The organism is Flavobacterium azooxidireducens (assembly GCF_023195775.1).
Taxonomy (GTDB): Bacteria; Bacteroidota; Bacteroidia; order Flavobacteriales; family Flavobacteriaceae; genus Flavobacterium; species Flavobacterium azooxidireducens.
This window is the reverse complement of record NZ_CP096205.1, coordinates 2598372-2611817: the sequence shown is the minus strand read 5'-3', so window position 1 is coordinate 2611817 and position 13446 is coordinate 2598372. Positions and strand designations below refer to the sequence as shown.

Annotated in this window: 8 protein-coding genes and 1 pseudogene; 2 read left to right on the top strand and 7 right to left on the bottom strand. The window is 32.6% G+C overall.

The annotated features are described in order from the left end of the window. Positions 1 to 101: 101 nt before the first annotated feature. Complete coding sequence (locus M0M57_RS11385) at positions 102 to 2297, bottom strand: B12-binding domain-containing radical SAM protein (RefSeq protein WP_248433150.1); 2196 nt, start codon at positions 2295 to 2297, stop codon at positions 102 to 104. Positions 2298 to 2400: 103 nt separating this feature from the next. Between M0M57_RS11385 and M0M57_RS11380 the strand changes: the two genes are divergently transcribed. After that, complete coding sequence (locus M0M57_RS11380; RefSeq protein ID WP_248433149.1) at positions 2401 to 6465, top strand: DUF7948 domain-containing protein; 4065 nt, start codon at positions 2401 to 2403, stop codon at positions 6463 to 6465. A 60-nt stretch (positions 6466 to 6525) separates the two neighbouring features. Here M0M57_RS11380 and M0M57_RS11375 read toward each other — a convergent pair whose 3' ends face one another. The 4 genes and pseudogenes from M0M57_RS11375 to M0M57_RS11360 form a co-directional block, all read right to left on the bottom strand. After that, positions 6526 to 7029 carry a tetratricopeptide repeat protein gene (locus tag M0M57_RS11375; protein ID WP_248433148.1) on the bottom strand — a complete coding sequence of 168 codons (504 nt, stop codon included), beginning with the start codon at positions 7027 to 7029 and terminating at the stop codon, positions 6526 to 6528. Continuing rightward, complete coding sequence (gene prfH, locus M0M57_RS11370; protein ID WP_248433147.1) at positions 7013 to 7705, bottom strand: peptide chain release factor H; 693 nt, start codon at positions 7703 to 7705, stop codon at positions 7013 to 7015. The genes M0M57_RS11375 and prfH overlap by 17 nt, the downstream gene beginning before the upstream one ends. A gap of 1 nt (position 7706) precedes the next feature. Then, a pseudogene (locus M0M57_RS11365) lies at positions 7707 to 9097 on the bottom strand (RtcB family protein). A gap of 414 nt (positions 9098 to 9511) precedes the next feature. Next, the gene (locus M0M57_RS11360) at positions 9512 to 10966 is read right to left on the bottom strand and encodes a T9SS type A sorting domain-containing protein (RefSeq protein WP_248433146.1); all 1455 of its coding nucleotides are present in this window, start codon (positions 10964 to 10966) and stop codon (positions 9512 to 9514) included. Between the two features lie 141 nt (positions 10967 to 11107). Between M0M57_RS11360 and bshC the strand changes: the two genes are divergently transcribed. Beyond that, a complete protein-coding gene (gene bshC, locus M0M57_RS11355; protein WP_248433145.1) occupies positions 11108 to 12706 on the top strand; it encodes a bacillithiol biosynthesis cysteine-adding enzyme BshC in 1599 nt (532 codons plus the stop codon). Between the two features lie 2 nt (positions 12707 to 12708). Here the strand turns inward: bshC and M0M57_RS11350 are convergent, their stop codons facing one another. Both M0M57_RS11350 and M0M57_RS11345 read right to left on the bottom strand, forming a co-directional pair. Next, a complete protein-coding gene (locus tag M0M57_RS11350) occupies positions 12709 to 13014 on the bottom strand; it encodes a type II toxin-antitoxin system RelE/ParE family toxin (RefSeq protein ID WP_248433144.1) in 306 nt (101 codons plus the stop codon). Continuing rightward, complete coding sequence (locus tag M0M57_RS11345) at positions 12998 to 13237, bottom strand: hypothetical protein (RefSeq protein WP_248433143.1); 240 nt, start codon at positions 13235 to 13237, stop codon at positions 12998 to 13000. The genes M0M57_RS11350 and M0M57_RS11345 overlap by 17 nt, the downstream gene beginning before the upstream one ends. Positions 13238 to 13446: the final 209 nt, after the last annotated feature.

The following is a 13446-nucleotide window of genomic DNA, read 5'->3' as shown; positions in this document are numbered from 1 at the left end:
ATAATGTTGAGAATTTCGCTAATTTAGTATAGTCAAGAACAAAAATTAAACATTTACTTTCTTTAAACTATTAAGAAATTAAGGTTCATTAAGATTATAACTCATAAAACTAATAAACCGGCATTTCGAAGAGGTTTAATAGTTTTACTATACCAAAATAATTCGAAATCTTCAAAATGAGTTACAAAATCTTCTTTTAAATGTGAAAAAGTAAAAGTTTTAGAATTAGAGATTGAAATTTTTTCGAGAATTTCCATCAACCAAATTGCTTTTTCTTTTTCTAATGAAATTTCAACTGTTTCAATTTTGGTATGAAAAGTCAATTTCATCATTTCCCACGATTGTCCTTTTTTTGATTTTGTAAATTTTTCAGCGGATGGCTTTCCTCCTATCCAAACAATTTTTGAAGTTGGTTTAGTGTTGAAATTTTCTTCTTTTTCCAAACAAGAAATAATATAATCAGGAGCGATTTTTGTTTTTGGAATTTTAAAGTCGAACCATTCTTGCAACTCATAATCAAAACAAATTCCGTGCATATAATTAAAGAGTGATTTCTTTAATCCGAAACTGAATTTGTCATGATTAATTCCGGTTTTGTCTGTAAACTGAATATCGTTGTTGGCAAAAGTAACTTCGTTTTGTTGTGGAATAACGCCAAACTCTTCGGGAAACATTCCAACCGGACTGTGAGCCGTCATCGCGAATTGATGCCAAAAACCGGATTGTAAAACGCCTAATTCAAACAATTGTCGCACCATTTCGAGGCTATCCACCGTTTCTTGAATCGTTTGCGTTGGATATCCATACATCAAATAAGCGTGCACCATAATACCGGATTCGGTGAAATTTCGGGTTACTTGAGCCACTTGTTCTACTGTTACTCCTTTTTTGATGAGTTCTAATAATCGATCGGAAGCCACTTCCAATCCACCGGAAACTGCAATACAACCTGATGCTTTTAATAATTGACACAAATCTGCGGAAAAGCTTTTTTCAAAACGAATATTGGTCCACCAACTTACGGTTAATTTCCTTCGGAGAATTTCCAATGCTACTTCACGCATCAAAGCCGGAGGAGCCGCTTCGTCCACAAAATGGAATCCGTTTTCGCCGGTTTGAGTAATGAGTTCTTCTATTCGATCTACCAGTAATTTGGCAGCAATGGGTTCATACAATTTAATATAATCGAGTGAAATATCGCAAAATGTACATTTTCCCCAATAGCAACCGTGAGCCATTGTAAGTTTGTTCCAACGACCATCGCTCCATAAACTGTGCATTGGATTGGCAATTTCGATTACGGAAATATAGTTGTCTAATTGCAAATCGGAATAATCGGGTGTGCCGACATCGGACTGTTTGTAGTCTTGTTGGGTTGAATTGTTTTTGTAAACGACTTCGTTGTTTTCGAGTAGGAAAGTTCTTTTGTATTGGATGGAAGAGATTCCTTCTTCGGAATGACAAACTGAGCGATGTAAAAGCTCTATTGGTAATTCCCCATCATCCAAGGTAATAAAATCGAAAAAATCAAAGACGCGTTTATCCTTTAAATCTCTTAATTCTGTGTTGGGGAATCCGCCTCCCATCGATGTTTTTATGTTGGGGAAATTGGTTTTAATAAATTGAGCACATCGAAAAGCACTGTATAAATTGCCGGGAAAAGGTACTGAAAGACATACCAATTTAGGTTGAACTTCAATCAATTTTTGATTTAAAATGGAAAGTGTAATTTCATCAATATACGTTGGTTTTTGATTTAATTGATGGTATAACTCGTCAAAGGAATTGGCACTTCTTCCTAAACGTTCGGCATAACGACTGAAACCGAAATTTTCATCAACACAAGCCACAATATAATCGGATAAATCTTCGAGGTATAAGGTAGCTAAATGTTTAGCTTTGTCTTGCATTCCCATTGTTCCGAAGGCATATTCCATATCATCCAACTGCTCAAAACGAAAAGCTTCGGGTAGAAAATTCCCGGAACAAATTTGACGTGCTAGGGTTGGATTTTTTCCTTGAAGAAAAGAAATTACTGCATCGATTGTTTGAATATAATCATTTTGTAAAGCATAAATCCTTTGACAATTCTCATCAATTTGAAACTTCAAGCTTGAGAGCTGAAACACTTTTTCCAATCCTTTTTTTGAAAAAATTTCTAAAATCACCTCGATACCTAAATCCATTTGAAAGGAGGAAATGTTTTTGGTGTTTAAAAAACCTTTCAAATAAGCTGTGGCCGGATACGGTGTATTCAGTTGGGTGAAAGGCGGTGTGATGAGGAGCAGGTTTTTCAAAAGGGATTTTTTTACAAAAATAGATTTTTTTTACATATAGTTTTCATAACGTTTCTTTAATAAGAAAATAAGTATATTTGTAATTATTTCTATTTTTTTTCTAATGAAAGTATTAATTTATACCATTCTATTATTAGTTTCAAGTTTTGTTTTAGGCCAAAATAAATCTTCTTCAATAGGTTTTATTGAAAACAAAGGACAAATTGTTGATCAAAAAGGAAGACCTAATCTAGCTGTAAAGTATCTTTTAAATACAAATGGTTTGAATGTTCAATTGAGAGAAAATGGATTTTCGTATGATGTTTATGAGGTTGAGAAAGTTGCTGCAAAAAAAGAAAAATCTAATTTTACTCCTGTAACAGGTTTTGAATTAGATAATTTTAATAAATATAAAAATGATAGTAAATATATTTTTCATCGTGTAGATGTTGATTTTTTAAATTCCAACCCGATTACTAAAATAGTTGCTACAGGAAAATCTTCCGATTATGATAACTATTATACTAATTCCTCTCAAAAAAATGGAATAACTAAAATTCATAAATATCAATCGATTAAGTATGAAAATATATACAATAACATTGATGTAATCTTTTTTATTCCTAATGATAAAGAAAAACCTGTTGAATACAATTTTATAATCAAACCTGGCGGGAAAATTTCAGATATAAATATGAAATTTAATGGAACCAAAACTAAACTAATTGATAATAAAATTAGATTCAATGTTCGATTTGGACAAATGGAAGAGACAATTCCATTAAGTTGGAAAGAAAACCACAGTCAGAAAGAAGAAATATCTGTAAATTATAAACAAATAGGAAAAAATACATTTGGATTTAATTCAAGTTTTGAAACAAGTGACAAAACAATAATTATAGACCCTGTTCCGATAAGGTTATGGGGAACTTATTATGGTGGTGCAGGTGATGATTTTTTGGGAGACATTACTATTAACAAAGATAATGATGTTTATATCTCCGGTGCTACTATGAGTTCTAACAACATTGCTACAGCTGGGACTCATTTATCTTCTCTAATAGGAAATTCAAATCTATTTTTTACAAAATTTGATACATATGGAAACCGTTTATGGGGCACATATTTTTTAATTGACAACGGTATTTTTAATTCTTCTCTACCAACTATAGAAGTAGATTCAAATAACAATTTATATTTTTTATGTAACGAATTGTATAATTCAAATGTAGCCACCGCAGGCTCCTTCCAGCCAACAAAAAATGCTTATCATGATTTAATTTTAGCTAAACTAAATGATTTTGGTATAAGAGAATGGGCTACTTATTATGGAGGGAATGGTAATGAGGAAAAATCAAGATCATCTATATATATTGATGATACTAATTCCATCTATATAGCTGGATCTACCTCAAGCACAGATGTTTTTGCTACTCCTGGTGCACATCAAACATCAAACAATTCTACTTCAAGTACTAATTTATATGATGGTTTCATTGCTAAATTTGACACAAATGGCAACAGAATTTGGGGAACATTTTATGGTGGTTCACTTAGCGATTATTTCATAGGTGTTTTCGTTTCAAATGATGGTTTTTTGTATGTCTGTGGCAACAGTAGAAGTAATGAGAATATTGCTACTCCAAATTCTTATCAAACAACAAACCCATTGAACAACAGTAATATGATTGTAAAATTCACATTGTCTGGACAAAGAGTTTGGGGAACCTATTTGTGCGATAAGAGCTATATGGTTACCTGCAAATTGAAAGATGATAATTTATATTTTGGTGGAAGAACACCATCATCAACTGGAATTGCATCTTCAGATACATTTATTGACACCTATCCAGAATCGCTAGAACCAGGCTCAACTCTTTCAAATCTTGAAAGAGGTTATATTGTTAGTTTCAATGTTGCTACACAACAAAAAAATTGGGGAAGTTATTTTTTTGATCTTGTAGTATCAATAGACACAAATAATAGTGATGAAGTATATTTTTCAGGTCATACAAGAGTAAATAATGGTATAACAACACCTGATGCATATTTAACAACAACAAATAATACTCGTAAATCTTATATTATGAAGTTAAATTCATTTGGACAAAGAATTTGGGGTACATATTATGGTGGCAATAGTAATGAACAGTCCGCATTGATTAAATTAGACCTCAATAGTGATATTTATTTGTTTGGTATGACCTACAGTAACTCTGGAATAGCTACATCAGGAGCACATCAACCAAATATAGATAATTTATTTGACATATATTTAGCTAAATTTAGAGACTGTCAATCAACTACAAATGCAACTAGCAACACTCCAACTTGTATTGGAAGCAACCTCGAACTTAACGCAACAGGTGGTACTAATTACCTTTGGAATGGTCCAAATGGGTTTACCTCTACGTTACAAAATCCAATCATAACGAATGTAAATTCAAGTCATAGCGGTCAATATAGTTGTGAAATTACTGGTACTGGAGATTGTGATAATACAATAACCATTGATGTTATTGTTGGAGATACTCTAGCTCCATTACCAAATCTTTCTAATTTACCAGTCATAAACGGTGATTGCAATACCGTAATTACAAACTTTCCTACAGCAAATGACAATTGCTCGGGAACTATTATCGCTACAACAACTTCTTCACTAGATTTTTCAAATTCAGGAAATTACAGTATTACTTGGAACTATGATGACGGAAACGGAAATACTAGCACTCAAATTCAAAATATTGTTATTAGCCAGGTAGCACTTCCTTCAGGAAATAATCAACAAACCTTTTGCATCCAAGAAAATGCTACTTTAAATGACATTTTAATTACTGGACAAAATATCACTTGGTATGACAGCCAATTAAATGGAAATATCTTAGCTAACAATACTCCTTTACAAAACGCAACCAACTATTATGCTTCTCAAACAATCAACAGCTGTGAAAGTGATAGAATAGAAATAGCGGTCGTCATCAACAATACCGCACCAATAACTGGTTCAACAAACCAAAATTTTTGCTCTACCGAAAACGCCACTTTACAAACAATAGGTGTAAACGGCACAGACATTCTTTGGTATGGAAGCAATACAAGCACAACACCACTTCCTGATTCTACTTTGTTGATTGACAACACCACTTATTTTGCCACACAGACGCTCAATGGTTGTGAGAGTACAACTAGGTTAGCCGTTTCAATAAATTTAATCAATACTTTAAATGCCAATGATTATACTGAATCTATTTGTGATGATTTAAATGATGGTGTTGAAATAATTGATTTAACAAGTTATAACTCTGAATTAATTGCTTCTAACGGAAATGTTTTCCATTATTATCATTCACTAAATGGTGCTGAAAATCAAATTACTTCAGACGAAATTGCAAATACAACCAACTTTGAACTTTTAACCGGAAATAAAATTATCTATATCAGGATTGATTCTCCAAATACCTGTTTTCAAATTGTAGAATTGGATTTAACACTTTACAACAAACCCATAATCGAAATTAATGACATCATGCCTATTTGTGATGGCAATGAAATTACAATCAATGCCGGAAATGGTTTTGATAACTACAATTGGTCAACAGGTGAAACAACTCCTTCCATCATCGTTTCTCAACCCGGAAATTATGATGTTACAGTTAGCGAAATACATGGCCCTTTGATTTGCACTTCTACAAAAAACTTCACAGTAGTTTTATCAAATCCTGCTACAATTACTAATATTGAAACCAAAGATTGGACAACTAGTGAAAACATTATTCAAATTGATGTAACTGGACTTGGTAACTATGAATATTCTTTGGATAATATAAATTTTCAAGATTCTAATCTATTTACCAATTTACCAAGTGGTGATTACACTATTTATGTTCGAGACAAAAATGATTGTGGTGCTGTTGATCAAAAAGTTTATTTATTGATGTATCCACTATTTTTCACTCCAAATGGTGATGGTTATAATGACAAATGGAAAATTAAATTTTCTGAAATTGAACCAAATATGACAGTTACAATTTTTGACCGATACGGAAAATTCATCAAACAAATAGGTGCTAATTCTGAAGGTTGGGATGGAACTTTTCTTGGCAATCATCTTCCTTCCAGCGATTATTGGTTTATTGTAACCAGACAAAACGGGAAAGAATACCGTGGGCATTTTTCATTGAAAAGATAGTTTTATTAAAACATCATAAACTTTAAAAAAAAAAGAAAGACACATCCCTGTGCCTTTCTCCTACTTCCTCTTTTTCTTTTTGGAATTCGTTTCCAATTTAGATTTTAATCGCTTTTCTGTTTCCTCAATTTGGTAATTATGGTCAGACGTGATTAATTCCAATTTTACTTTTTTAAGTAATTTTAACGCTTTTTTAAACACTAATTGTCTTTCTAAAAGAGAAACAAACTTTAATTTAATTTCAACTTTCTTAACTCCTTTAATGGTTAAGGCAAAATCGATTAACTTCCGAGCTTCTTCATAATCTTCATTCAACAACATTGTTTCGATATAATGCGGATATACTTCCAAAGCATGAATATCAATCGAAATTGCTTGTTGAAAATAATTCTTAGCTCCTTCATAATCCTGCAATTGTTCGGCATGAATTCGTCCGTATAAACATAAAGCTGTCGTATTTTTATCATCATACGACAATGCATAACCCAACGATTCGATAGTGCCTTCCAACCAATACGGATAATTATCCAAGGCTTGAAAAAGATATTTATCTACTGATTTCATTTTTTAATTCTTTTTTTAATTGTTCTCTTTTTGTTTTGTAAGAAGCAACTACTTTTTGTTTTTTAAAATCGGAACCTTCAAAAACTCGTACCGGATTTCCACGTTGAACTTGCGTTTGATTCATCCAAGTTGTTTGAAATTGACTTTTCAATTTTTTAATTTCTTCCTCTTCTAATTTTAATAATAATCGCTCTTTTGCTGTCTTTTTGTTTTGATGCTGTGATCTCGAATCCATACAAACTGTGGAAACTCCCGTAGGAATATGTGTCGCACGAATTGCTGAACTCACTTTGTTCACATGTTGACCGCCAGCTCCTGAACTTCGCATGGCTTGATAGTGAATATCCGACTCATTAATTTGACTTTTACTTATTGGAGGAATTTCAAAAACACCAATAAACCAATTTTTCCGTTTATGGAATTTTCTAAATTGACTTTGTCCAATCCATTGAATCGTTCCAATCCATAAATTAACAAACTCATGTATTGCTTTTCCTTCCAATTTTATGATAGCCGATTCCAATGTTCCGTTTTCAACACCTTGCTCTCGTTCAATAACTAAGCATTTAAGGTTGAATTCTTTCGCTTCATCCAACATTTTTTTTAGTACTTGAGCAACTACCCAAGTACATTCCGCCGGACCTCTTCCGGCGGTAATTTGAATTATTTTTTCCATATTATTTATCCATTCTAACGATTTTTGGCGTAAAAGTTCCCAATACTTCCACCAATTCGGTTTGCAAATTCATCACCGTATTGATGTTTTTATAAGCCATCGGGGCTTCGTCAATGCCTCCTCCAATCAATTGTACATCATGCTCTTTGAGCACCTTTTTAATTTCACTTTGCGTGAATTTCGCTTTGCATTTCGCCCTCGAAAAAAGTCGGCCAGCACCATGCGAAGCAGAATTCAAACTCGCTCCATTTCCTTTACCGCGAACAATAAATCCGGGTGCCGTCATTGAACCGGGAATAATTCCTAACTTTCCTTTTTCTGCCGGTGTTGCTCCTTTTCGATGAACGATGCATTCTTTTCCGTCAACCATTTCTTTCCAAGCAAAATTGTGATGATTTTCAATGGTTAAAGCAATTCGTTTGTCCAATGCTTTGGCTATTCTTCGATGAATGTCATCGTGACAAGCTTTGGCATATTCTCCGGCTAAATTCATAGCCAACCAATATTCCTGACCGTCATGCGAATTCAAATCAAGCCAAGCCAAATGCTGCACGTTTTTTGGTAACGGACACTGCTTTGTTGCTAAATACGTGTAATGTTTAGCAATGTTTGCTCCTAAACCACGTGATCCACTGTGTGACAAAACTGCCAAATACTCTTTAGCTTCCAATTTCCATTCGGGTAAGGTTTCATTGAATTTAACGACACCAAATTCCACAAAATGATTTCCGCCACCGGAAGTGCCTAATTGCTTATATGCCTTGTCCAATAATTGTTTCAACAACGGAATATTTTGAAATTCATCTTTGTAAAATACTTCATAATCTGCTTTGATCTGATGTGTTTCACTCATCCCAAACTTGGTATTGTCTTTCAAAACAGCCAATAATTGATGGTCTTTTCCTTTTAGATACGACGCTGGTAAATCAAACACCGATAAGCTCATTCGACATCCTATATCAACCCCAACTCCATACGGAATTACTACATTATCAGTGGCTAAAACCCCGCCAATTGGCAATCCGTAACCAGAGTGAGCATCAGGCATCAAAGCACCTTTTACAGTGATTGGCAGTTTCAACGCATCATACAATTGAAACTTTGCTTGTTCGTCAATTTCATTTTCTCCAAAAATTGAAAAAGGTGCTCTAGTAGTTTTCAATTGATTGAACTTTACTTGAACAGGATTTACTAATCCTTCCGCCACTTTTCCCCAAGTGCCGTGTCCTTTGAATTTTTCAGGAAACAATAACACTTCTTTTGCTTCGGTTAAAATGCTTTCCTTTTTTTCTTTTTTCTATATCTATTTATTTGCCCTAGAGCAATATTTATTGAATTATTTTTTGGGAAGCCTAATTTTATAAGGTCTTTCCCGGAGAGTTTATTTCCCATGATTGTTTTTAAATTTTTTGTTTTCAGGCAATGAAATAGCTTTTTCCAAAACGGAAAAAATCAATTGCCACCCTTTTATTCGCATCGGAATAAATAGCGTTTCAGAAAATTTCAGGAAAATTTGTCGTAATAAGCACAAAAAAACCCGAAACTAATTGTCTTCGGGCTTTTCATATTTATTTTTTATAATTACTATGATTGTTTTAAGCCACGAAGAAGAGCCGCACCAGTTCCAACTGACGCATTGCTTTGAGGTAAAGATTTAAATACTCGCATTTCTTCGTTTTTTTAAGAGTTATTTTTAACTGCACAAATTTTCAGAAATTATTTTTAATATTCCAAATTTTTGTTAACATTTTTTTAAGATTAATAAAATATGGCTAAATTCAGACTTATTTAAATTAATCTAATAGTTTATTTTTTAATAATTTTTTGAAACTTGATACTATTATCAGAATTAGTTATTTTACAAAAATAGATTCCGGAATTTAAAACTGAAATATCAAATTCTTGAACGTTTGCCTTTTTTTCGAATACTTTTTTCCCAATACCATCATAAATTTCAATGGAAGCAACTTCACTATTTTGAGAATAAATTTTTACTATTCCATCGGTTGGGTTTGGATAAACAACTAAATTATTGACTTCAAATTCGTTGACTCCTAATGTAACATCAAGCATATACGCACCTCCATTTGAAGCAGCTACAGGAATTGTCCAATATTCACCTGAATTCCCAAAAAGTACTTGATTTTCTTTGATTAAAGTAAAATGACCAAAATTATCGTGCGTATAAGAACTCATTCCTGAGTAAGCATTGACATAACTCCAACTACCATTTTCATTAACAAAATGAAAGACAGGATTTTTTCGTTCCATCATCAAAATATACTCTCCTGTTGGAATTAAAAACATATTATTTCCTCCTACTTTCACTTTGTACTCGTAATAATCCCCTTCTTGAAATACAAAATCTTCAACAAAACTCCATTCATCAGAAGCATAAGACCAATTGTGAATTTTAACCATTTTTAGTCCTAAAAAATCATTTTCAGTATCAGTAAGATGATAAATGTATAATTTCCCATTTGATAGACTTACACGATCAGAATGAAGAAGGCTTAATTCGGGATTAAATTCAAATGAAACATTCGGCATCAATGTACTATTTACTAATTCCCAAGTAGAACTTTCCAGATAAAAAGTAGTAATAAAATCATCAGTTGAATTGGTTGAAGTAGTCACCAACATATCATTTTCAATCTCTAATAACGTTCCAAATCCTGAATTTCCGGAAACTCCGGTTAACGTTTGCTGAAGTGAAAAGGTATCGCCATTTTGGTTGTAAATGTAAACTGCTCCATCGTTTATTGCTGCATCGCCATTTTCATCATAACCAAAAGCAGTAATAAACAATTGATTGTTATGTACTTTTATATTCGTACCAAAATAATCATTTTCGTGTTGAGTTGAAGGTTGAATTTTCAATAAGTACTCCCAATTTCCATTTACTTTTTTGAAAATATAAACTGCACCACCATTTGCAGCATTGGTACTATTTCTAATAGAACCAGCAAACAAATAATCATCCGTCATTTCAATTGCACCTCCAAAATTTTGATTAGCTTCAGGAGAATCGATTGTTCCGTTTGGAGTAATCCCAGATGAATCTGTATTAAAAAGATATAATTTTGGAACCCCTGTTGGAGGCAATGCATCTTGACCGGAGATTACAATTTCAGTGTCGTTGAAACTACCACTACCACCAAAACCGTAAACAGTTGAAAAATTTTCCGGTTCAATTCTAACCAAACTTTGGCTAAAAGAATGAACCGAAATTAATAATGCAAGAAGGTAAAGTTTTTTCATAAGGAACTAGTTTACTTACAAATTTAACGAAAAAAGCATATCAAATTCAAATACAGTATCAAAAGTTATCATTTCCTAACCATTTGTTAAACACCTTTTCACTACTTTTATTTTCGTTATTTTTACGAAAACTTTCAAACTATGCCAACCGACTGTATCAGCTATCAAGAATCCGGATATTTTTCTTCATTAATCAACGATTATCTGAATGAAAAACCGGAGTTGAAAGCCTTGTATCATCGTTTTCCGAACTTGGAAAATTTTAAGTTACAGTTGGAAGAGAAAGGAAGAAATTTCAATAGCAATGACAATTTCAAAAGGGAAGTTTTGGTTTCTGTTTTGGAAAAGCAATACAAATCGATTGAAATTTCTAAAGAAACGAAGCAGAACATTCAAAATTTAATTAATCCTAAAACATTTACGGTTACAACCGGACACCAGTTAAATTTGTTTACAGGTCCGTTGTATTTTTTGTATAAAATTGTTTCAACAATTAATTTGTGTAAGGAATTAAAAAATGAATTTCCTGAACACGATTTTGTTCCAATTTATTGGATGGCAACAGAAGATCACGATTTTGAAGAAATAAATTATTTTAATTTTAAACATAAAAAAATCAGTTGGAATAAGGAAAGTTTTGGTCCGGTTGGACGATTATCAACCGATGGTTTAGAAGATGTTTTGGCTGTGTTTGAATCGGAAATTGGCTTAGGAAACAATGCCGAAAGTTTGAAAAATTTATTTAAAAAAGCCTATTTAGAGTATACAAATTTAGCAGACGCAACCCGTTTTTTAGCCAACGAATTGTTTTCATTCGAAGGATTGGTGGTGATTGATGCGGATGATCCTGATTTAAAAAAATCGTTTATTCCTTTTATCAAAAACGAGTTGCTACATCAAACGGCACTTGTAAAAGTGAATGAAACAATTCCTTTACTGGAATCTTATTCGGTTCAAGTAAATCCGAGGGAAATTAATTTGTTTTATATTGAAGATAATTTGCGTGAGCGAGTTGTTTTTGAAAATGGAAAATATGCCGTACTCAATACAAAACTGACATTTTCGGAAGAAGAAATTTTGAAAGAAGTTGAACATCATCCGGAAAAATTTAGTCCGAATGTATTGTTGCGACCTTTGTATCAAGAAGTCATTTTGCCGAATTTATGTTACATTGGCGGTGGTGGAGAATTGGCATATTGGTTGGAATTGAAATCCTTTTTTGAAAGTCAGCATGTGACTTTTCCGATTTTGTCACTTCGTAATTCGGTTTTGTTGGCCACTGAAAAACAAGCGGCAAAAGCGGATAAATTACAATTGACTTGGGGAGATTTATTTTTGAATCAGCAAGAATTATTTACTCAAAAAACGAAACTACTTTCTGGTTTTACGATTGATTTTTCTGCTCAAAAAGAAGCATTGAAAAAGCAGTTTGAAGAGTTACATAAAATGGCGAAAGCCACAGACAAATCGTTTTTAGGAGCCGTAAAAGCTCAAGAAACTAAACAGATTAAAGGTTTAGAAAATTTAGAAAAACGCTTATTGAAAGCTGAAAAACGAGTTCACCAAGAACATTTAAACCGAATTATTTCGTTGCAAAATGAATTGTTCCCGAACCAAAGTCTGCAAGAACGAAAAGTAAATTTTGCGGAGTTTTATGTAGAATTTGGTGCAGAATTGATTGAAAAATTGGTGAAGGAATTGAAACCTTTGGAAATGGAATTTAAGGTGGTGGTTTTGTAGAATTATTTTAATTTTCTTTTATCTGGACTTTGACGATTTGAAAAAAAAGATATGATTTCCACATCATTTTTTAAAATCCTGTAATATATAGAATTAACAGAAAGAACAACAGCTCTTCGAACATTTTTTTTAACATCCGAAGCTTGAAAGAGATATGGATTTTGAGAAATTAATTGAAGTGTTTTTTCTAATTGTGTTGCTAATTTCTTTAATTCTCTTTCCGTCCAATTTTGTTCTAAATAGTCAACGGTTTTCTTTAATTCTAGTAGAGCATTATCTGTCCAAAGAATTCTATAACCACTTTTCATAAAGTTCTCTAGCCTTATTATGAGAATTTAACTTACCCTCTTCTGCATCTTTGAGTCCTAAATCAATGGATTTTTTTTCTTGGTCAGAAATTGAATTCCACCAGTCGGAAGTTTCTTTCTTTCTCAATTCCATAATTTTTTTGATAAGAGAAGAATCTTCAACAGTAGAAAGCCATTGAATTAATTCAAGTTTTTGATTTAAAAGGGTTGCATCTGATTTCATATGGCAAAGTATATTTATCAAAAGTAATAAAAAATCAGGATTTTGTAAAATTTAAAATTAAGTTTCCTTTTGATTTGAAATTTCTTTTGTAAACCAATCCTTAAATGGCTTCCCTCCTAGCCCCGATTGAAGTGGAAATCATCTTTGGCAAAGTTTCAAACTTTGCCAAAGATATTGAAACGGAAAGCGGGAAAATGGATTCCTGAAAA

Bases quoted from the DNA above. Each gene is read 5' to 3' on its own strand.
- M0M57_RS11375 (WP_248433148.1), bottom strand. From the start codon at position 7,029: ATGAAATCAGTAGATAAATATCTTTTTCAAGCCTTGGATAATTATCCG.
- M0M57_RS11380 (WP_248433149.1), top strand. From the start codon at position 2,401: ATGAAAGTATTAATTTATACCATTCTATTATTAGTTTCAAGTTTTGTT.
- M0M57_RS11345 (WP_248433143.1), bottom strand. From the start codon at position 13,237: ATGAAATCAGATGCAACCCTTTTAAATCAAAAACTTGAATTAATTCAA.
- M0M57_RS11350 (WP_248433144.1), bottom strand. From the start codon at position 13,014: ATGAAAAGTGGTTATAGAATTCTTTGGACAGATAATGCTCTACTAGAA.
- M0M57_RS11360 (WP_248433146.1), bottom strand. From the start codon at position 10,966: ATGAAAAAACTTTACCTTCTTGCATTATTAATTTCGGTTCATTCTTTT.
- prfH (WP_248433147.1), bottom strand. From the start codon at position 7,705: ATGGAAAAAATAATTCAAATTACCGCCGGAAGAGGTCCGGCGGAATGT.
- bshC (WP_248433145.1), top strand. From the start codon at position 11,108: ATGCCAACCGACTGTATCAGCTATCAAGAATCCGGATATTTTTCTTCA.